Source organism: Streptomyces sp. NPDC020422, from assembly GCF_044386705.1.
Lineage (GTDB): Bacteria > Actinomycetota > Actinomycetes > Streptomycetales > Streptomycetaceae > Streptomyces.
The window spans coordinates 757,735-778,401 of record NZ_JBIRVJ010000002.1; the positions used below are offsets into that span (position 1 = coordinate 757,735).

General features: G+C 72.1%; 17 protein-coding genes and 1 rRNA gene. 8 read left to right on the forward strand and 10 right to left on the reverse strand.

The genetic code is table 11. The annotated features are described in order from the left end of the window. Positions 1 to 85: 85 nt before the first annotated feature. Entirely contained in the window at positions 86 to 742 is a 657-nt protein-coding gene (locus ACH414_RS07430; protein ID WP_382536062.1) for an HAD family hydrolase, read from the reverse strand. Between the two features lie 26 nt (positions 743 to 768). After that, positions 769 to 1,275, reverse strand: a complete 507-nt coding sequence (locus ACH414_RS07435; protein WP_382536065.1) for a DUF6912 family protein — start codon at positions 1,273 to 1,275, stop codon at positions 769 to 771. A 279-nt stretch (positions 1,276 to 1,554) separates the two neighbouring features. Here ACH414_RS07435 and ACH414_RS07440 point away from each other — a divergent pair, with 279 nt between their 5' ends. After that, positions 1,555 to 2,001 carry an Rv3235 family protein gene (locus ACH414_RS07440; RefSeq protein WP_398941098.1) on the forward strand — a complete coding sequence of 149 codons (447 nt, stop codon included), beginning with the start codon at positions 1,555 to 1,557 and terminating at the stop codon, positions 1,999 to 2,001. A 62-nt stretch (positions 2,002 to 2,063) separates the two neighbouring features. On the opposite strand, the gene secA is transcribed toward ACH414_RS07440, so the two are convergent. After that, a complete protein-coding gene (secA, locus tag ACH414_RS07445; RefSeq protein WP_398941100.1) occupies positions 2,064 to 4,865 on the reverse strand; it encodes a preprotein translocase subunit SecA in 2,802 nt (933 codons plus the stop codon). A gap of 250 nt (positions 4,866 to 5,115) precedes the next feature. Here secA and ACH414_RS07450 point away from each other — a divergent pair, with 250 nt between their 5' ends. Continuing rightward, on the forward strand, positions 5,116 to 5,688 hold the full coding sequence (locus ACH414_RS07450; protein ID WP_398941102.1) for a GNAT family N-acetyltransferase: 573 nt from the start codon (positions 5,116 to 5,118) through the stop codon (positions 5,686 to 5,688). Between the two features lie 74 nt (positions 5,689 to 5,762). Continuing rightward, the gene (locus tag ACH414_RS07455; RefSeq protein ID WP_382536076.1) at positions 5,763 to 6,938 is read left to right on the forward strand and encodes a winged helix-turn-helix domain-containing protein; all 1,176 of its coding nucleotides are present in this window, start codon (positions 5,763 to 5,765) and stop codon (positions 6,936 to 6,938) included. A gap of 39 nt (positions 6,939 to 6,977) precedes the next feature. On the opposite strand, the gene ACH414_RS07460 is transcribed toward ACH414_RS07455, so the two are convergent. From ACH414_RS07460 to mtrA, 6 genes are all read right to left on the reverse strand, one after another. Further along, complete coding sequence (locus ACH414_RS07460) at positions 6,978 to 7,733, reverse strand: response regulator (RefSeq protein ID WP_382536079.1); 756 nt, start codon at positions 7,731 to 7,733, stop codon at positions 6,978 to 6,980. Positions 7,734 to 8,043: 310 nt separating this feature from the next. Next, positions 8,044 to 8,730 carry a ribosome hibernation-promoting factor, HPF/YfiA family gene (gene hpf, locus ACH414_RS07465; RefSeq protein ID WP_382536082.1) on the reverse strand — a complete coding sequence of 229 codons (687 nt, stop codon included), beginning with the start codon at positions 8,728 to 8,730 and terminating at the stop codon, positions 8,044 to 8,046. 294 nt (positions 8,731 to 9,024) lie between these two features. After that, positions 9,025 to 9,855 (reverse strand): ComF family protein, encoded by an 831-nt coding sequence (locus tag ACH414_RS07470; protein ID WP_386564782.1) that lies wholly within the window; start codon positions 9,853 to 9,855, stop codon positions 9,025 to 9,027. Positions 9,856 to 9,928: 73 nt separating this feature from the next. Continuing rightward, the gene (locus ACH414_RS07475; protein WP_382536088.1) at positions 9,929 to 11,800 is read right to left on the reverse strand and encodes an LpqB family beta-propeller domain-containing protein; all 1,872 of its coding nucleotides are present in this window, start codon (positions 11,798 to 11,800) and stop codon (positions 9,929 to 9,931) included. Continuing rightward, the gene (gene mtrB, locus ACH414_RS07480; RefSeq protein WP_382536091.1) at positions 11,790 to 13,775 is read right to left on the reverse strand and encodes an MtrAB system histidine kinase MtrB; all 1,986 of its coding nucleotides are present in this window, start codon (positions 13,773 to 13,775) and stop codon (positions 11,790 to 11,792) included. The genes ACH414_RS07475 and mtrB overlap by 11 nt, the downstream gene beginning before the upstream one ends. Position 13,776: 1 nt before the next feature. Continuing rightward, a complete protein-coding gene (gene mtrA / locus ACH414_RS07485; RefSeq protein WP_010356958.1) occupies positions 13,777 to 14,454 on the reverse strand; it encodes a two-component system response regulator MtrA in 678 nt (225 codons plus the stop codon). Between the two features lie 466 nt (positions 14,455 to 14,920). On the opposite strand from mtrA, the gene ACH414_RS07490 reads away from it, so the two are divergent. The 5 genes from ACH414_RS07490 to ACH414_RS07510 are packed head-to-tail and all read left to right on the forward strand — an operon-like array spanning position 14,921 to position 20,280. Beyond that, the gene (locus ACH414_RS07490) at positions 14,921 to 16,117 is read left to right on the forward strand and encodes a glycerophosphoryl diester phosphodiesterase membrane domain-containing protein (protein ID WP_398941107.1); all 1,197 of its coding nucleotides are present in this window, start codon (positions 14,921 to 14,923) and stop codon (positions 16,115 to 16,117) included. 4 nt (positions 16,118 to 16,121) lie between these two features. Beyond that, positions 16,122 to 16,802 (forward strand): DUF4129 domain-containing protein, encoded by a 681-nt coding sequence (locus ACH414_RS07495; RefSeq protein WP_382536146.1) that lies wholly within the window; start codon positions 16,122 to 16,124, stop codon positions 16,800 to 16,802. Further along, positions 16,799 to 17,992: a DUF4350 domain-containing protein gene (locus tag ACH414_RS07500; protein ID WP_398941109.1), complete on the forward strand. Its 1,194-nt coding sequence runs from the start codon at positions 16,799 to 16,801 to the stop codon at positions 17,990 to 17,992. Before ACH414_RS07495 ends, ACH414_RS07500 begins: the two co-directional genes overlap by 4 nt. Then, positions 17,989 to 18,972 carry an AAA family ATPase gene (locus ACH414_RS07505; protein WP_386564791.1) on the forward strand — a complete coding sequence of 328 codons (984 nt, stop codon included), beginning with the start codon at positions 17,989 to 17,991 and terminating at the stop codon, positions 18,970 to 18,972. Before ACH414_RS07500 ends, ACH414_RS07505 begins: the two co-directional genes overlap by 4 nt. Before the next feature lie 12 nt (positions 18,973 to 18,984). After that, complete coding sequence (locus tag ACH414_RS07510; RefSeq protein ID WP_398941112.1) at positions 18,985 to 20,280, forward strand: DUF58 domain-containing protein; 1,296 nt, start codon at positions 18,985 to 18,987, stop codon at positions 20,278 to 20,280. A 125-nt stretch (positions 20,281 to 20,405) separates the two neighbouring features. Here ACH414_RS07510 and rrf read toward each other — a convergent pair. Further along, positions 20,406 to 20,522 (reverse strand): 5S ribosomal RNA (rrf, locus tag ACH414_RS07515). Positions 20,523 to 20,667: the final 145 nt, after the last annotated feature.

The window sequence follows — 20,667 nt, forward strand, 5'->3', positions numbered from 1 at the left end:
TCCACAGGGCGGAACGATTGGGCACAAACCCCCCACCGGGCCGCACCCGGCCCCGCTCCCCCGCGCCCCCCACCGAGGGCGCCCGCTAGACCAGCTCCTCCGCCACGGCCACCGCTTCCGCCAGCGAGTCGACGACGGGCACACCGACCCGCTCCAGGCTGCGGCGACTGTGCGACCCACCGGTGTACAGCACCGCCCGCGCCCCCACGTGCAACGCCGCCACCGCGTCATCCGCCGCATCCCCGATGACGACGACCCGCTCCGCCGGCACCCGCAGCTCCGCCAGGTGCCGCACCATGTGCCCGGACTTTCCGTCCGTGGACCGGTCCACCCGCCCGTCGACCCGCAGGAACCGCTCGGCGATCCCGTGCCGCCGCACCAGCGGTATCAGCTCCTCGTGCGGCGCGAGTGACAGCAGCGACTGCGTGAGACCGGACTCCTGACGCGCCGCGAGCAGCTCCGCGGCACCCGCGGTGAGACCGCAGCCCTCGGCCTGCTGCCAGTAGTGACGATGGAAGGCGCCGTCCATGACGAGCCACTCCTCGTCCGTCGGCAGCCGCCCCATCAGCCGCTCATAGAACTTCGGCACCGGCACCGTGTACAGCTCGCGGTACCGCTCCAGCGTGATCTGTTCGAGCCCCAGCTCGGCGAAGGCCGCGTTCGTCGCGCCGATCACCGCGGCGATGTCGTCGAGCAGCGTGCCGTTCCAGTCCCAGACCAGGTGTTTTCCGTGCTTCCCCATGGAGGCACACGGTACCGGCCGGCGGCTCAGCCCAGCAGCGCCGGGATCTCCTGGACCCCGTACCAGAGCAGCTCGTGGTCCTCGGCGCCGTCCACGACGAACTGGGCGTCGTCGTCGCCCTGATCCGCCGCCCCGAGCGCGTCGGCGGCGGCGGAGACGTCCGCGCGGGCGTCGTCGGCGTCGGCGTGCACCGCCGCGGCCTTGGCCAGCGGTACGGCGCCGGCGATCCGCACCTCGCCGAGCGAGCTCGCGTCGAGCCCGCGGTCCGGGTCGACGACCGCGTCCTTGTCGGCCACGTCCACGGCGACGACGATCCGCCGCCGCGCGGCCTCGGGGTCGCCCGCGAGCAGCCGCAGCGAGGCCGCGGCGGCGCGGTTGAGGGCGGCGTACTCCAGCTCCTCGATGTCGTCGGAGACGTACCACTCGCGCAGGGCGGGGGTGACGGCGTAGGCGGTGAGGGGCCCGGGGCCGAGCTCGCCCGCCTTGTGCGCCTGTGCGAGACCGGACAGGGTCAGGGGGACGTACACGCGCATGGCTGGCCGCTTTCGTAGTCGGAGACGCCCTCAGGATACGTGCGGAGTCCCCCTTCGGGGCCCCCGGCCCAGCCCCCGACCCCGTCACCCCCGCAGGCCGCGTCACGGGGCTCACGGGGGCCCCGGGAGCCCTCCCCTCACCCTGATAGGTGAATCGCGCCGGGCCCCCGCACACGGGCCCGAGCCCCTTGCCCGGGCGGTCGGCATCCCCGTACAAGATCCCCAACGAAGTTACCGACAGGTATCGGTCGGTGACGCAACGCGACGAACGGGGACGCCATGACCACGCCCACGCACCCCACGACCCACCCCCACCGCTCCACCCGCCCCACCGGCTCCACCCGCCCCGCGGGCCCCGCCGGAACCGCCCCCCGCGGCCGCGCGGGCTCCGCCCCGCGCCGGATGGTCCCCCCGCACGCCGTCTTCGCGGAAAAGCTGCTCGCCGTGCTCAGCGGGGAGCGTCCCGTGCACTGGATGCTCGGCCACACCGTGGGCGAGGCGTACGAGCAGCTCGTCCGGCTCGCCCCCGAGACCCCGCTGCGCTCCTACGGCCCCCGCCCGGTCGTGCGCCGCTGCTCCGCCCGGCCGCCGGGCCCCAACGCCGTCGAGGCCTGCGCGACCATCGCGACCGGTGAGCGCGTCCGCGCCATGGCCTTCCGCCTGGAACGCGGCCAGGACCGCCGCTGGCGCTGCGCGGCGGTGGAAGTCGACGGACTGCCCTCGTAGGCGCACGAAAGGGCCGGTCACCGCACCCGGTGACCGGCCCTTTCGCTCGGCAGTGCTGCCGACTACTTCTTGCGGCGGCGCCCGCCCGCGCTCTTCTGCGCCTTGCGGCGCTCCGCGCGGGTCAGCCCGTCGCCGGCCTCGCCGCCGTCGGAGGCGAAGTCGCCCTCGATGACCGAGCCGTCACCGTCGACCTTCGGCGCGGAGAAGTGCAGCCGGTCCGGACGCTGCGGCGCGTCGAGGCCCTTGGCGCGGATCTCCGGCCGCCCGGCGCCGGCCGGGACCGAGTCCTTCTCCAGGGACGGGGAGTCCTGCACCGGGAGCTCCTCGACCTGCTGCTCGACCTGGACCTCCAGGTTGAACAGGTAGCCGACGGACTCCTCCTTGATGCCCTCCATCATCGCGGAGAACATGTCGAAGCCCTCGCGCTGGTACTCGACCAGCGGGTCCTTCTGGGCCATCGCCCGCAGGCCGATGCCCTCCTGCAGGTAGTCCATCTCGTAGAGGTGCTCACGCCACTTGCGGTCGAGCACCGACAGGACCACGCGCCGCTCCAGCTCGCGCATGATCTCCGAGCCGAGCTGCTTCTCGCGGGCGTCGTACTGCTCGTGGATGTCGTTCTTGACGGACTCCGCGATGAACTCGGCCGTGATGCCCGCCCGGTCGCCGGCCGCGTCCTCGAGCTCCTCGACCGTGACCTTGACCGGGTAGAGCTGCTTGAACGCGTTCCACAGGCGGTCCAGGTCCCACTCCTCGGCGAAGCCGTCGGCGGTCTCCTGGCGGATGTAGTCGTCGATCGTGTCGTCCATGAAGTGGCGCACCTGCTCGTGCAGGTCCTCGCCCTCCAGGACGCGGCGGCGCTCGCCGTAGATGACCTCGCGCTGGCGGTTGAGGACCTCGTCGTACTTCAGGACGTTCTTGCGCGTCTCGAAGTTCTGGCTCTCGACCTGGCCCTGCGCGGAGGCGATGGCCCGGGTGACCATCTTGTTCTCGATCGGCACGTCGTCCGGCACGTTCGCCATCGCCATCACGCGCTCGACCATCGCGGCCTTGAACAGGCGCATCAGGTCGTCGCCGAGCGACAGGTAGAAGCGGGACTCGCCCGGGTCGCCCTGACGGCCGGAACGACCGCGGAGCTGGTTGTCGATACGGCGGGACTCGTGGCGCTCGGTGCCCAGGACGTACAGGCCGCCGAGCTCCTTGACCTCCTCGAACTCCGCCTTGACGGCCTTCTCGGCCCGCTCAAGGGCGCCGGGCAGGGCCGCGGCCCACTCCTCGACGTGCTCGACCGGGTCCAGGCCCGCCTGGCGCAGCTCGGCCTCGGCGAGGTCGTCGGGGTTGCCGCCGAGCTTGATGTCCGTACCGCGGCCGGCCATGTTGGTGGCGACGGTGACGGCGCCGCGGCGGCCCGCCTGGGCGACGATCGCGGCCTCGCGCTCGTGGTGCTTGGCGTTCAGCACCTCGTGCGGGATGCCGCGCTTGCTGAGCTGCTGCGACAGGTACTCGGACTTCTCGACCGAGGTGGTGCCGACGAGGACCGGCTGGCCCTTCTCGTGCTTCTCCGCGATGTCGTCGACGACGGCGGCGAACTTGGCGACCTCGGTCCGGTAGATCAGGTCCGGCTGGTCCTTGCGCTGCATGGGCTTGTTCGTCGGGATCGGGACGACGCCCAGCTTGTAGATCTGGTGGAACTCGGCCGCCTCGGTCATGGCCGTACCGGTCATGCCGGAGAGCTTGTCGTAGAGGCGGAAGAAGTTCTGGAGGGTGATCGTGGCGAGCGTCTGGTTCTCGTCCTTGATCTGCACCCCCTCCTTGGCCTCGATCGCCTGGTGCATGCCCTCGTTGTAGCGGCGGCCGGCGAGGATACGACCGGTGTGCTCGTCGACGATCATGACCTCGCCGTCGATGACGACGTAGTCCTTGTCCTTCTTGAACAGTTCCTTCGCCTTGATGGCGTTGTTCAGGTAACCCACGAGCGGGGTGTTCACCGACTCGTAGAGGTTGTCGATGCCCAGCCAGTCCTCGACCTTGGCGACGCCGGACTCGTGGATGCCGACCGTGCGCTTCTTCTCGTCGACCTCGTAGTCGCCGGTCTCCTCGATGCCCTTCAGCGGGTTGCCGGGCTCGCCCTTGACGAGGCGGGTGACCAGCTTGGCGAAGTCGCCGTACCACTTGGTGGCCTGGTCGGCCGGGCCGGAGATGATCAGCGGCGTACGGGCCTCGTCGACGAGGATCGAGTCGACCTCGTCGACACACGCGTAGTTGTGGCCGCGCTGGACGAGCTCGTCCTGGGACCACGCCATGTTGTCGCGCAGGTAGTCGAAGCCGAACTCGTTGTTCGTGCCGTACGTGATGTCGCACGCGTACTGCTCGCGGCGCTGGGCCGGCGTCATGTTGGCCAGGATGCAGCCGACGCTCAGGCCCAGGAAGCGGTGGACGCGGCCCATCATCTCGGAGTCGCGCTCGGCCAGGTAGTCGTTCACCGTGATCAGGTGCACGCCCTTGCCGGACAGCGCGTTCAGATACGCCGGGAGGGTGCCGACGAGGGTCTTGCCCTCACCGGTCTTCATCTCGGCGACATAGCCGAGGTGCAGGGCAGCGCCGCCCATGATCTGGACGTCGTAGTGGCGCTGGCCGAGGACGCGCTTGGCGGCCTCGCGGACGGTGGCGAACGCCTCCGGAAGCAGGTCGTCGAGGCTCTCGCCGTCGGCGTAGCGCTGCTTGTACTCATCGGTAAGCGCCCGCAACTCGGCGTCGGAGAGGTTGACGAAGTCCTCTTCGATGGAGTTGACCTGGTCCGCGATGCGGTGCAGTTTGCGCAGGATCTTGCCTTCGCCTGCACGCATGAGCTTGTTGAAGACGGACACTGAGGCTGGTCTCCTTGCCGGTCGGGCCTGGCACTGGGTCTTGTCATGACTCGGGCGCGGGCACGGCAGGTGGTCCCCACCGCAACGGCCATCGTAAGCGAGACCGCCCTCGCGGAGGGAGGCCCGCTGTACGGGAGCCCTGCTCCCGTCCGTGACGCCTCCCTCAAGAAGAACGCACGAGGCCGCCGGAAGGTGCCGCCGGTTACGAAAAGTGTTCGCATCGACTCGGGCGGGTCACCACAATTCCGTCATGGAGCCCATCACTCTCACCACCGAGCGGCTGCGCCTGCGCTCCTTCACGCCGCAGGACCTCGCCGCCGTGCACGCCGCCTGTCAGGACCCCGCCATCCAACGCTGGACCGTCGTCCCCTCGCCTTACACGCACGAGGACGCCGGCTTCTTCGTCAACCGGCTCGTCCCGGAGGGCTGGAGCACCGACCGGGAGTACGCCTTCGCCGTCGAGCCGGTCCAGGGCGGGCCGCTGATCGCCGCGCTCGGCCTGACGTCGCGCGGCGAGGGCGTCCGCGAGGTCGGCTTCTGGATGGCCGCGGAGCACCGGGGCCACGGCTATATGACGGAGGCCGTCCGCGCCGCCGCCCACTGGGCCTTCACCGCGCTCGGCGTCCACCGCCTGGTGTGGCGCGCCGAGGTCGGCAACGGCCCCTCCCGCGCGGTGGCCGAACGGGCCGGGTTCACCCTGGAGGGCGTCGAGCGGGCCGGCCTGCTCAACAAGGGCACGGTCCGCGACGCCTGGACCGGCTCGCTGCTCCCCTCCGACATGGGCCTGCCGGCCCCGACGCCGTATCTGCCGGCGCGGGTCTGAGCCCCCTGCGGCCCCCGGCGGCGGGGTTCGGGGAGCCGGGACCGTTGTCAGTGCCGCGCCCTAGGCTGCGGATCATGACGACCGCTCCGCGCCCCGCCGCCGAACTGTCCGCCGACGAAGCCCGCCGGATCGCCCTGCGGGCCCAGGGGTTCCTGGGCGCGCCCGACCGCAGGGCGGGCGTGCGCGGTGTGCTGCGCCACCTCGGGCAGGTCCAGCTGGACACCATCTCCGTACTGGCCCGCTCGCACGAGCTCATCCCGTACGCGCGCCTGGGCGCGGTCGGCCGCCGGACGGTCGAGGACGCCTACTGGACCGAGGGCCACGCCTTCGAGTACTGGTCGCACGCCGCCTGCATCCTCCCCGTCGAGGAGTGGCCGCTCTTCGCCTTCCGCCGCCGCGCCTACCGCGACCGCCCGCACTGGGGCCACGAGCTGTCCCCCGGGGCGTACGAGGCGGTCATCGCCCAGCTGCGGGCCGAGGGCCCGCGGACGGCGACCGAGCTGGGCGGGGCGAAGAACAAGGGCGAGTGGTGGGACTGGTCCGACTCGAAGATCGCCGTCGAGCGGGCGCTGATGTACGGCGAGGTGGTGGTCACCGAGCGGCGCGGCTGGAAGCGGGTCTACGACCTGGCCGAGCGGGCGGTCCCGGCCGAGCTGCTCCACGACGACCTCGACGACACGGAGTGCCTGCGCCGGCTCGTACGGCAGGCGGGCGAGGCGCTGGGCGTCGGCACCCGCGCGGACATCGCCGACTACCACCGGATCAAGGCCGAGGCCTTCGACGCGGTGGTCGCGGACTCGGGCCTGGTGCCGGTGACCGTGGCGGGCTGGGGGAAGCCGGCCTGGGCGGATCCCGCGGCGCTCGCGAGCGAGCCGCGCGGCCGGCACCGCACGACGCTGCTGTCGCCCTTCGACTCGCTGATCTGGGAGCGGGCCCGCACCGAGCGCATCTTCGGCTTCACCCACCGGCTGGAGGCGTATGTGCCGAAGCAGAAGCGGGTGTACGGCTACTTCGCCATGCCGGTGCTGTCCGGGGGGCGGCTGGTGGGCCGGGTGGACCCGGCGCGGGAGGGCGGCACGCTGGTCGCCCGGCAGGTCTCGCTCGAAGGCCCGAAAGCGGTGCCGGCGGTGGCGCGGGCGCTGCGCGAGGCGGCCGAGTGGGTGGGCTGCGACGCGGTGGCGGTGGAGCGGGTGGACGGTCCGGGCGTCTCCGCAGAGCTCGTCAGGTCGTCCGTCAGGTCGCTGGACTGAAGGCGGCGTACGGCGGTCGCGGGCGGGGAGCCGTGACCGTCAGCGGATCTCCAGGATCTTCTCCCGCATCGCGTAGACCACGGCCTCCATCCGGGAGTGCAGCTGGAGCTTCTCCAGGATGTTCCGGACGTGGTTCTTCACGGTGTTCTCGGAGATGAACAGCTCCTTGGCGATGTCCCGGTTGTTCATCCCGGTCGCGACCAGCTTGAGGACCTCGAGCTCGCGGTCGGTCAGCCGGGGCGCGGGCACCAGTCGCCGCTCGTCGGTGCGCTGGATCATCGACTTGAACTCGGTGAGCAGCTTGGAGGCCATCGACGGGCTGATCTGCGACTGGCCGTCGGCGACCGCGCGGATCGCGGTGGCCACCTCGTCGGTGGAGATCTCCTTCAGGAGGTAGCCGGTGGCACCCGCCTTGATGGCGTCGTAGAGGTCGGCCTCCTCGTCGCTGATCGTCAGCATGATGATCTTCGCGCTGGGGGCCACCTCCTTGATGGAGGTGCAGGCCTCGATGCCGCCGCGCTTGGGCATCCGTACGTCCATCAGCACGATGTCGGGCAGCAGATCGGCCGCCTTGTCGACGGCCTCCGCCCCGTCCCCGGCCTCGCCGACGACCTGGATGTCCTCCTCCTGCGCGAGGACGATCTCCAGGCCGCGTCGGAAAAGGGCGTGGTCGTCCACGACGAGCACCCGGATCGGCTCGTCGCGTCCCGAGCCGATGGCCGGATCCGATACCTCCGGATGCACCGTGCCCATGGGCTCCCGCCCGCCGTGCACCGGCCCGAAGCCGTCTGCCATCGTTCCTCCCCCTGAAGGCCGTGGCCTGAAGTCGTGTGCTGAATCGCTCTCGGTCCTCCAACCGCTGCTCGGGGAGCACCGGTTGGCGTGCACGCCATGATTTCATGCCCCGGCGACCTCGCGGTGAACGCGTCGTCGCACGCGGTCGCACACGGTCGCACAGGGGTGCCCCTGGGAGCGCGAGGGGCGCTCCAGGGGCACCGTGTCGGTTCCGCGGCCGCGGCTCGGTCCGGCGAGCTCGGGCCGACGGGTCCGGCGGGCTGGGCCCGCCGGATCGGGTCAGGCGGTTGTGCAGGTCCGTCAGGTCGGTTCAGCCGCCGAGGGCGCCGCCGGCGCCACCGAGGTCCTCACCCGCGAGAGGGTCGCTCTCCAGGTGGATGACTCCGTAGTCGTAGGCGTGTCGCCGGTAGACGACGCTCGGCTGCTTCGTGTCGGAGTCGACGAAGAGATAGAAGTCGTGCCCGACCAGCTCCATCTCGTAGAGCGCCTGGTCGAGCGTCATGGGGGCGGCCTTGTGGGTCTTCTCGCGGACCACCAGCGGCCCTTCGCCCTGGACCTCGATCGAACCCATCATCGTGGTGGGCACGGTGCCGGTCTCCTCCGACACCACCTGGCCGCTGCCGTTGAGCGACGCGACGCCCGGCACCACGTCGGCGACCTCGGCCGCCGAGAGCCTGCCGCTGCCGCGGCGGGTGTACCGCTTGTCGTGCTGCTTGCGCAGTCGTGCCTCCAGCTTGTCGCTGGCGAGGTCGAGCGCTGCGTACGGGTCGCCTGCCGCCGCTTCGGCCCGGATCACCGGGCCTCGGGAGTGGAGGGTGATCTCCACACGGTCGGACCGGTCGGCCTGCCGCGGGTTGTGCTCCTTGGACACCTCGACGTCGAGGCTGATCACCTTGCCGTCGAGCTTCTGGATCTTCTCCAGCTTCAGCTTCTCGGCCACGTGCTTCCGGAACCGCTCGGGCACCTCGGTCTTGCGGCCCTTGACGACGATGTCCACGCAGAACTCCGTTCCCGGATCGCTCAGTACGGCTCCTTGGCCGTCGAGCATCTCCCTTTGCACCAGACCCCGGCGATTGCCGGTGTCTCGGACTTGGCGACTTCGCCCCTCTCCTCCCCAGTCGACAAGCTCCCCACCCCACCAACGAGAGGTTAATTCGCCCTGAACTCCTGTCCTGTAGGCGCACCCGTGCAATAGGTGAGGCGTAGCCTTCGCCATTCCTCACAACCGAACATAGCTCGTTCGGACGGGTGTCGGCACCCGCTGACGGAAGTTACCTCCATTCGGGTGTTCTCACCTCTCACCACCTGCAACGATGCAAGTTCCTCCCGAGTTCCGGTTTATTTCGAACGAGGCCGGAGAGGATGCGACTACCGCTGCCGCCGGGTGTTCGAAAAGGCCTTCCGACCCTCGTTCCTTCGGGCTGTCCGGTAATCCGGGAATGAACGGCCGGTGCACTCCGCGAGAAGCGGCACCCAGTGCCCTCGCCGCCTCCGCGAGCGACGCCCCCGTCGTCATCAGATCGTCCACCAGGACCACCCGTCCGGACGTCCGCGCGGCCTCGTCCAGAAGCCTCGCGCCGCTCGCCGCGACCTCCAGGGCCCCGGCGAGGTTGGCCAGTCGATCGCGCGCCCCGAGCCCCGCCTGGTCGGCGACCGGCCGGCACTGCCGCAGCACCGGCAGCACCCGCGCCGCCCGCCCCGCGCTCCGCAGCCGCGCCGCCGCGGCCAGCGCGATCCGCCGCGTCGGATCGTGGCCACGCGCACGCACGGAGCGCCGCGAGGAGGGCACCGGTACGAGGAGAAGCGGTCCGCCTCCGGACGCGTCCCAGGGCCCCGCGGCGGCCGCCACGGCACCCGCGAGCGCGGCGCCCAGCGGCCGGGCGAGCGGCAGCGCCCCGCGCTCCTTGTGGGCGAGGAGCAGCGCGCGCACGGCACCCTCGTACGGCACGGCGGCGTGGACGACCGGCAGCCCCGGGGGTTCGGGCAGCGGCCGCACCCTGCGGGGAGCGGCCCCGGTCAGACCGCTCTCGCACGGCGGGCACAGCGCCGTACGAGGTCTGCCGCAGCCTCCGCAGGCGACCGGCAGCACCAGCCCGGCGATCTCGCGCCACCACCCCCGCATGGCTCCACTGTCCTCCTGCGGCGCCCGCCCGGCCACCCCTGTGGACAACCGGCGGGCCCGCCGCGGCGGACGGTCAGCCGGGGTAGACCGGGGAGCGCCCCGCCTTGACGATGGGCTGCCAGTTCGCCCCCGGCACGAGCCGCACGATGCCGTCGTTGCCGGAGTCCGCGACCACCGGCGACTGGTCGCCGTGCGGGGCGGCGACCGCCGTGACCCCGTTCAGACCCGGCAGGACCGACGTCGTCGACGTGGAACCGTCCGTCTGCACGTACCGCACCTGCTGCACCCCGCCGGCCTCCGTACCGACCACGACCAGCCGGCTCGGACCCGCCCAGGACACGGCGGTGACGGACTCCAGACGGGGCGCGGCCCGCTGCGGGGACTCGACGGAGACGCTCTCGCGGCCCTCGCTGCGGGTCCGCTCGACGCGGCCGATCTGCAGGGTCGTACGGTCGTTCTTCGTCACGAGCAGCGCGATCCGCACCCCGTCCGCGGAGACCCGCAGCGACTCGATCCGGGCGCCGTCCTTGAGCCACGGCGTGCTGACCTCGACCGGCTCGCCCTGGCCGCCGGGCACCATCCACAGGCGCGGCCTCGCCGGGTTGCGGTCGGCGACCCACAGATCGCCGCGGCCGTCCCAGCTCGGCGCCGAAAGCCGCGCGTGCTTGGGCCCGGTGCTGGTCACGATCGGTGCCGCCGGCTCCTCGTCGGAGGTGATCGACGCGACCCTCAACTGGTGCCCGTCCTGCACGATCCCGGCCGCCCGGTTCTCCTCGCGGTCGACCGCGACGTACGTCAGCGGCAGCGTGCCCTGGCCGAACGGGCCCGGCACCTCGACCGGCTTGTCGAGCTGCTTCGAGGCGACCGACAGCATCATCAGCCGGCCGTGCTCGTCCACGAAGAACGGGTTCTCGCCCCGGCCCGGGTCGCGCACCGGCGAGTACTCGTCCGTGGCCTGCCCCTTGCCGAGCAGGCACAGCCGGTTGCCGTCGCTGCCCTGGAGCTCCACCTGCTCGACCCGCGCCGAGGTCAGGTCGCCCAGCGTGAACAGCAGCTGCGCCGCCATGCCCTTGCACACGAGGGCGCTGACGTGGTCCGCCTTGGCGTTGAGCGGGACCTTCAGCGTCGACTGGTCGTCGGTCGTGAGCGTCGTGACGCCCTTCTTCAGCTCCGTGCCGGACGGGAAGCGCGAGTCTACGGCCGGGCTCAGCCAGCCCGTCGGCCCCTCCAGGAGCGCCTTGACGGTCTGCGTCACCGGATCCATCCGGGTGACCGGGTCCTGCCGCTGCCGGATGTAGACGGGGTCGGCGACGACCCAGTTCTCCCCCGAGGCGAAGTAGTACTTGTTGACCGAGCGGTAGTTGCGCAGGAAGTCCGCCTCGCCGAGCACCAGGCCCGAGGGCAGGCTGTCGATGCGCCACTCCTTGGTCTTGCCGTCCGCCGAGGGCTGCCGCACCACGTGGATCGACTCGTTGAACTCGGCGGGCACCTCCGGCCGGTACGCGTGCCGGGCGTCCACCTTGGCGATCCGCCGCCCGGAGATCGGGTACGACTTGCCCTCGTTCTCCGAGTCGGCCATGCGGTCGGCCTGGTCGCGGTCGGGCGCGTTGGTGAGCACGGTGATGCTCGCCTCCGGCCGCCAGGTGCGGGCGGCCTGCCGCGTCAGGTACTTCCGCGCCGTGGCGAAACCGGGGTCGTCGCTCGTCATGGCCTCAAGGAAGCCGTCGACGATCTCCTCCGGATCGGCGTTGTCCCGGGGCGCGACGGCGTACACCCGCACCTGCGAGTCACCGGGGTTGGAGGCCTTCACGGGCCGTACGTCCCCGCTGTCGGGCATGCTCGCGCAGCCGGCCGCCAGCAGCGAGCCGCAGGCCAGCAGCACCACGCCGCGCACCGACCGTCCCCGCCCCAGGGCCTCCCGCTTCCCTCGAAGGTCAGCGCCCACCTGTCCCGCCTTCCTGCTCGCCGCGCCTCGACGCCATCGTCTCGCCGCCGTCGTCCCCGCCCACCGCGGGCCTCGCGACCACCCGGGCACCGCTACCCGGCAGCGCCGTCGGATCGGCCGTCGCCCGCGGCACGGGCGGCAGCCGCGGCGGTACGGGCAGGGCCGGGTGCTCCCCGGCCGGCTGCTGCGGCACCGACGTCAGCCGCGGCCCGGGGGCGGCCGGGGCGGTCGCCTGCTCGCGGTTGCGCCGCGAGTCCTCCGGCTCCAGCGGGATCGGGGAGCCGCGCAGCGGCTCGTCCGCGGTGCGCGGCAGGGTCAGCCGGAACTGCGAGCCGCCACCGGGCTCGCCCCAGGCCTGGAGCCAGCCGCCGTGCAGCCGCGCGTCCTCGACGGCGATCGACAGGCCGAGGCCCGTACCGCCGGTGGTGCGCGCGCGGGCCGGGTCGGCCCGCCAGAAACGGTTGAACACCCGGGTCGCCTCGCCGGGCTTGAGCCCGACTCCGTAGTCGCGCACGGCGACGGCGACGGCCCCGCCGGCGGCGGCCAGCTTCACGGTCACGTCCCGGCCCTCGCCGTGCTCGACGGCGTTCACGACCAGGTTGCGCAGCACCCGCTCGACCCGGCGGGCGTCCGCCTCGGCCACCACGGGCTGCTCGTCGCCGACGACGAGGATCCGGCACCCCTTGCGCTCGGCGAGCGGCTCGGCCCCGCCGATGACCCGCCGCACGACCTGCCGCAGATCTATCGGCTCGGCCTCGAGCGCGGCGGCCCCGGCATCGAACCGACTGATCTCCAACAGATCCGACAGCAGGGACTCGAACCGGTCGAGCTGGTCCCCGAGCAACTCGGCGGACCGGGCGGTCACCGGATCGAAGTCCACCCGGGCCTCGTGGATGACGTCGGCCGCCATCCGCACGGTGGTCAGCGGGGTCCGCAGCTCGTGCGAGACGTCGGAGACGAACCGCCGCTGCATCCGCGACAGGTCCTCCAACTGCTGGATCTTCAGCTGCAGGTTCTGCGCCATCTTGTTGAAGGCCTCGCCGAGGCGCGCGATGTCGTCCTCGCCGGTGACCTTCATCCGCTCCTGGAGCCCGCCGGCCGACAGCCGCTCGGCGACGGCGGCGGCCATCCGCACGGGGGTGACCACCTGCCGCACCACGAACCAGGCGATGGCCCCGAGCAGGACGACGACGAAGAGCCCGGCGGTGGCCAGCGTCGTCTTCACCAGCGCGAGGGAGTCCTCCTCCTGCGTCAGCGGAAAGAGGTAGTAGAGCTCGTACGGCGTGCCGTCGGCGTCGTTGAGCCGCTTGCCGATCACCAGGCCGGGCTCGGACGCCTTGCCGCTGGTGTAGTGGATCCGCGCGGGCTGCTGGAAGGTGCTGGTGCCCTGCGCGACGCTGTGCCGCAGCTCGGCGGGGATGCTGGTGGTCGGGTCGACCTCGCCGGAGGCGCGGGCGCCACGGCTCGCCGTGTTCCCGGTCTCCAGGGACAGCGCGACCACGTTGAACGCGCTCTGGCCGCCACTGGCCAGCTGCTCGACGAGCGTCGAGCGCCAGTTCACGGAGGACCCGGCCCGGCCGCCGTCCTGTCCACCGGGCGCGGACGGCGTGGTCGCCGCCTTGTCCTGGGCGGCCGAGAACCCACCGGCGGCCTGGCTCTGCGCCGCCTTCTCCTTGGCGTCGAGCAGCCCGTTGCGCACCTGGCCGATGACGACGAGGCCGAGCAGCAGCACGACACCGAGCGACATCAGCAGGGTGCCCGCGACCACGCGCACCTGGAGGTTCCGCCGCCACAGCCGTACGGCGGGCAGCAGGGGGCGGCGCACCCAGCGCGCGACGAGCCGGAACACGGGCCCGCCCGGCGCCCCGTCCTGGAGCAGACGGCCGAAACGCGAGCCCCCCCGCCCCGGTCCGGCAGCCCGCCCCGTACGGACTCCCGGATCCCCGGGCTTCGGAGCAGTACTGCCTGCGCTCATGTCAGCTCGGCCCCGCCTTGTACCCGACGCCGCGAACGGTCACGACGATCTCGGGACGCTCGGGGTCCTTCTCGACCTTCGACCGCAGTCGCTGCACATGCACGTTCACCAGGCGGGTGTCGGCCGCGTGCCGGTATCCCCACACCTGCTCGAGCAGCACCTCGCGCGTGAACACCTGCCACGGCTTGCGCGCCAGCGCCACGAGCAGGTCGAACTCGAGCGGCGTCAGCGCGATCGACTGGCCGTCCCGCTTGACGGAGTGCCCGGCCACGTCGATGACCAGATCCCCGATGGTGAGCTGCTCCGGCGCCGGCTCCTCCGACCTCCGCAGCCGCGCCCGGATCCGGGCGACGAGCTCCTTCGGCTTGAACGGCTTGACGATGTAGTCGTCCGCACCGGACTCGAGCCCGACGACGACGTCGACGGTGTCGCTCTTGGCCGTGAGCATGACGATCGGCACCCCGGACTCGGCCCTGATCAGCCGACAGACCTCGATGCCGTCCCGCCCGGGCAGCATCAGATCGAGCAGCACCAGATCCGGCTTGGCCTCCCGAAAAGCGGCGAGTGCCTTGTCACCGTCCGCAACGAACGACGGCTCGAAACCTTCACCCCGCAGCACGATCCCGAGCATCTCGGCCAGTGCGGTGTCGTCGTCGACGACAAGAACGCGTCCCTTCATATCGACATCATCCCATTTCCGTATCAGTCTCAAGGCGACTGGTGAGATACCTCACCGACCTGCGGCGACGTCCGTCTTGACCCGCCGTGAACCGCCGGTGTCTGTAGGTGTCGATGTCAGACGTGGATGCCGGCCCCGTGACCCCCGTGGTCGCCCAGAACCGTACCGCGCGGGGCCGACAGCGGCCCATGGGGAGAGCTGTCCGAATTCGATGCCTCTTCTCCCGCGCCGAGAGCGGGAGCGCGCGTCGCGGGGCGTGGCACGGTGCGGGGCGAGCGGAGGGGGTCGGCGCCGTCGTCCTCACCCGAGGCGGTGGGGAGAAAGGATCAGGTGGGGCAGGGCCCGTCCGTGGGTGGAGCGCGCGTGGCACGATGGCTCCCGGCCCGCCGCCGTGTCCGGCGGGGGGCCGCAGTGACCGAGCCGGTTCGGCGATCCGGCCCCGCGACCATTCTCGAGGTGGACGACCGTGAACGACACTCCGGGCTGGACCTCGCCCGGATCTGCTCCCTCCGACGGCCAGGACGGCTCCGGCGTGCCCCGGGACGCCTCGCCCGCCGACGGGAACGGCTCCGCCCCGCAGTGGTCCAAGGACCAGCCGCCGGCCGGCCAGTGGCAGGCGCCGACCGTGCCGGCTCCCAGCCCGGCGCCGGGGGCTCAGGCGGGTCCCGGCTGGGGCGGGCAGCCCCCGTACGGCCAGTGGGGCAGGCCGCCGGCCGCGAAGCCCGGAGTGATCCCGCTGCGTCCGCTCACCATGGGCGAGATCCTCGACGGCGCGGTGACGACGATGCGCCGCTACTGGCAGACGGTGCTGACCGTGTCCGTCACGGTCGCGGTGATCACCGAGCTCGCCAACATCCTGATCCAGCGCTTCGTCGTGCCGCCCCCGCCGGAGATCGACCCCAACGCCAGTCCGGCCGAGGCGATCGACCAGAGCATGGAGTCCATCCAGGCCAGCCTGATCGGCATGGGCCCCGCCCTGATCGTGACGCTCGCCGCCTCCCTGGTGAGCGCCGCTCTGCTGACCGTGGTGATCAGCCGGGCCGTCCTCGGGCGTCCGGTGACCCTCGGCGCGGCCTGGCGGGAGGCCCGCCCGCGGCTGCTGCAGCTGCTGGGCCTGACGCTGCTGCTGCCCGTGATGATGGCGGCCATCATGATGGTCGGCCTCCTGCCCGGCCTGCTGCTGGGCGGCACCGGCGGTGACGTCCTCGCGGCGGTCGGCGGCCTGGGCGCGTTCGTCGCCATGGTCTGGCTGATGATCCGCTTCAGCCTGGCCTCCCCCGCCCTGATGCTCGAACGCCAGGGCGTCATCAAGTCCCTCAAGCGGTCCGCGAAGCTCGTCCAGGGCACCTGGTGGCGGATCCTCGGCATCACGCTGCTGACCCAGCTGATGATCTTCGTCTTCACGCTGATCATCGCGATCCCGTTCTTCGTGATCTCCGTCATCGCCAGCGGCAACGGCATCGAGGCCCTCGACTCCACCAGCTTCGAGGTCAGCTGGACCTACCTGATCGTGATGGGCATCGGCGGCGTCGTGACCAGCGCGATCACCTACCCGATCTCCGCCGGCGTCACCGTCCTCCTCTACGTCGACCAGCGCATCCGCCGGGAAGCCCTCGACCTCGAACTGGCCCGCTCCGCCGGTCTGGCCGGCTACGGGGGCTGATGGCGTGACGATCACGGGGGGCACGGCAGGCGACGTACCGGTGGACGTCCCGCGCATCCCCGCCCAGGAGGCGGCGGAACGGGAACTGTCCAAACCGATGTACCACGAGAACGATCCCAACCTGCTCCAGCGCGGCCTCAACCGCTTCTGGGAGTGGATCGGCGACCTCTTCGAGGCGGCCTCCGGGGTCACCCCCGGAGGCGTGGTCGGCCTCGTGGCCGTCGTCGTGGTCGTGCTCGCCGTGATCGGCGCCCTCTGGTGGCGCCTGGGCACCCCCCGCCGGGCGCCCGCCACCAGCGGCGACTCCCTCTTCGCGGACGGCCCCCGCACCGCCGCCGAGCACCGCGCGGCCGCCGCCCGGCACGCCGCCGCGACCCAGTGGAACCCGGCCGTCCAGGAACGCATGCGGGCCATCGTCCGCTCCCTCGAGGAGCGCGCCCTGCTCGACCCCCGCCCCGGCCGCACCGCAGACGAGGCGGCCGCGGAGGCCGGCCGGGCGCTGCCCGCCCACGCCGAAGGACTGCGCTCCGCCGCCCGCGCCTTCGACGACGTCACATACGGCGGCCGCACCGCGGACGAGGCCTCGTACCGGCGCATCGAGGAACTCGACACCGCGCTGGAGCGGACCAAGCCGACCCTCGAACCGCCGGCCACGGCCACCGCCTTCACGGAGGCCCCGCGATGAGCCGGCCGACCGCCAGCGCCACCTCGACCTCGCTGACCGCCCGCCAGATCTGGACCCGCGCGCGCGGCGCCCTGCTGCTCCTCGTCCTGATCCTGATCGGCGGCATCGTCCTGGCCACGATGCGCTCGTCCGACCACCACGGGCGCCTCGACCCGCGCTCCGCCGACGCGTACGGCAGCCGCGCCGTCGCCGAACTCCTCAAGGCCCAGGGCGTCACCGTCGACGTGACCACCACGCTCGCCGGGGCCACCGCCGCCACCGGCGCGGACACCACCCTCCTCGTCACCACGCCGGACCTGCTCACCGACGACCAGCAGGCCACCCTGTACGCCTCGATGGACCGCTCGGCCGGCCGCACCGTCCTGCTCGGCGCGGGCCTCCCCTCCCTCGGCACCCTCACCACGGGCATCACCACCGGCACCACCAGCCCGGTGTCGACCCTGCAGCCCTCCTGCACCCTGACCGCCGCCACCCGCGCCGGCAGCGTCGACCTCGGCGGCGAGCGCTACGTCACCGACCACACCACGGCTGACAGCTGCTACTACTCCGACGGCCTGCCGACCCTGGTCCGCATCCCCGGCGAGGGCACCGCCGACACCGTGCTGCTCGGCTCCCCCGAACTCCTCTACAACAAGCGCCTCGCCCACCAGGGCAACGCCTCCCTCGCGCTGCAGCTCCTCGGCTCCCGGCCCCATCTCGTCTGGTACCTCCCCTCGCTCGCCGACACCACGGCCGACCCCGACTCCGAGGACACCGGCGGCGCCTTCCTCGACCTGATCCCCTCCGGCTGGCTGTGGGGCACCCTCCAACTCGCCGTCGCCGCCCTGCTCGCCGCCATCTGGCGCGGCCGCCGCCTGGGCCCCCTCGTGACCGAGCGGCTCCCGGTCGCCGTGCGCGCCTCCGAGGCCACGGAGGGTCGCGCCCGCCTCTACCGCAAGGCCGACGCCCGCGACCGCACCGCCACCGTCCTGCGCACCGCGACCCGCACCCGCCTCGCCCCGCTCCTGGGCGTCCCCACCCGGGACGCCCACTCGGCCGAGCTCCTCCTCCCCGCACTCTCCGCCCGGCTCCCCGGAACCTCCGGCGACCCCCGGGACCTCCTCTTCGGCGCGGCTCCCACCGACGACGCCGCCCTCATCCGCCTGGCAGACCAACTCGACGCCCTCGAAAGAGAGGTACGCACCTCATGAGCGCCCCGACCCCCGAGACCCCCACGACCTCGGACAGCGCCCGCGCCTCCCTGGAGGCCCTGCGCACCGAGATCGGAAAGGCCGTGGTCGGCCAGGACCCCGCCGTCACCGGTCTCGTCGTCGCCCTGCTCTGCCGCGGACACGTCCTCCTCGAAGGCGTCCCCGGCGTCGCGAAGACCCTCCTGGTCCGCGCGCTCGCCTCCGCCCTCGAACTCGACACCAAGCGCGTCCAGTTCACCCCCGACCTGATGCCGGCCGACATCACCGGCTCCCTCGTCTACGACGCCAGGACCGCCGAGTTCTCCTTCCAGCCCGGTCCGGTCTTCACCAACCTGCTGCTCGCCGACGAGATCAACCGCACTCCTCCGAAGACCCAGTCCTCGCTCCTGGAGGCCATGGAGGAGCGTCAGGTCACCGTGGACGGCGCACCCCGCCCGCTGCCCGAGCCGTTCCTGGTCGCCGCGACCCAGAACCCCGTCGAGTACGAGGGCACCTATCCGCTGCCCGAGGCCCAACTCGACCGGTTCCTGCTCAAGCTGACGGTCCCTCTGCCCTCACGCGAGGACGAGATCAACGTCCTGACCCGGCACGCCCAGGGCTTCGACCCCCGCGACCTGAAGGCCGCCGGTGTACGCCCGGTCGCCGGCCCCGCCGAACTGGAGGCCGCCCGGGAGGCCGTGGCCAAGGTGGCGGTCTCCCCCGAGATCGCCGGCTACGTCGTCGATATCTGCCGTGCCACGCGTGAATCCCCCTCGCTCGCCCTCGGCGTCTCCCCCCGAGGAGCCACCGCCCTGCTTTCCACGGCCCGCGCCTGGGCCTGGCTCACCGGCCGGGACTACGTCACCCCGGACGATGTGAAGGCCCTGGCCCTGCCGACCCTCCGTCATCGCATCCAACTGCGGCCCGAGGCCGAGATGGAGGGAGTCACCTCCGACTCCGTCATCAACTCGATCCTCGCCCACGTCCCCGTACCCCGCTGAGAACGGCGCCCCATGGCCCTCACCGGACGAACCGCGCTGCTCGCCGCCCTCGGATCGCTGCCCGTGGGCATCCTCGCCCCCAGTTGGACGGGGATGCTCGCGGTGAACGCGCCCCTCTCCCTCGCAATTCTGTGCGACTACGCCTTGGCCGCGCCAGTGAGAACGCTCCAGTTCACCCGAAGTGGTGATACAAGCGTTCGACTGGGTGACGGTGCGGACGTCCAGCTCACGGTCACCAACCGGTCCCGCCGCCGTCTGCGCGCCCGGGTCCGCGACGCCTGGCCCCCGAGCAGCACCCAGACCCCCGCACGGCAGCAGCTGACGATCCCCGCCGGCGAGCGCCGCCGGCTCTCCACCACCCTGCGCCCCAGCCGCCGCGGCGACCACCGCGCCGAGCGCGTCACCATCCGCTCGTACGGCCCCCTCGGCCTCGCCGCCCGCCAGGGCAACCACGAGGTCCCCTGGACGCTCCGCGTGCTCCCGCCGTTCGCCAGCCGCAAGCACCTGCCCTCACGCCTGGCACGCCTCCGCGAACTCGACGGCCGCACCAGCGTCCTGACGCGCGGCGAGGGAACCGAGTTCGACAGCCTGCGCGAGTACGTCCCCGGCGACGACACCCGCTCCATCGACTGGCGGGCCACGGCACGCCGGACCACGGTCGCCGTCCGCACCTGGCGTCCCGAGCGCGACCGGCACATCCTCGTCGTCCTCGACACCGGCCGCACCTCGGCCGGCCGCGTGGGCAACGTCCCACGCCTCGACGCCTCGATGGACGCCGCGCTCCTCCTGACCGCCCTGGCCTCCCGCGCCGGCGACCGCGTGGACCTCCTCGCCTACGACCGGCGGCTCCGCGCCCAGGTCCAGGGCCGCTCGGCGAGCGACGTACTGCCCGCCGTGGTCGACGCCCTGGCACCCCTCGAAGCCGAACTCGTGGAGACCGACGCCCGCGGCCTCGCGGCCACCGCCCTCGCCCGGGCTCCTCGCCGGTCCCTGATCGTCCTGCTCACCGGTCTGGACGCGGCCCCGGTCGAAGAGGGCCTCCTCCCCGTCCTGCCGCAGCTCACCCAGCGCCACACGGTCCTGGTGGCCTCCGTCGCCGACCCCCGTGTCGCCGAGATGGCAGCCAAGCGAGGCACCATCGACGGCGTCTACGAGGCCGCGGCCGCCACCCAGTCCCAGGCCCAGCGTCTCCGCACCGCGGAACAGCTCCAGCGCCACGGCGTCACCGTCGTGGACGCGACCCCGGACAACCTGGCCCCCGCCCTCGCGGACGCCTACCTGGCCCTGAAGGCGGCCGGCCGCCTCTGATTCATGGTCGGCCCCAGTGGAACCCTGCGCCCCGAAGGGGCCAGGGACCACACAAACGCCCACGTAAAAGCCTGTAAACGCAGAAAAGCCCCGCACCAGAGGTGCGGGGCTTTCCCACAATGATTGTTCGGCGGCGTCCTACTCTCCCACAGGGTCCCCCCTGCAGTACCATCGGCGCTGAAAGGCTTAGCTTCCGGGTTCGGAATGTAACCGGGCGTTTCCCTAACGCTATGACCACCGAAACACTATGAAGTTGAACTCAAGCCGCACCCCTCAGGGGGCGAGTTCGTTACTTCAGAACTAACACAGTGGACGCGAGCAACTGAGGACAAGCCCTCGGCCTATTAGTACCGGTCAGCTCCACCCATTACTGGGCTTCCACATCCG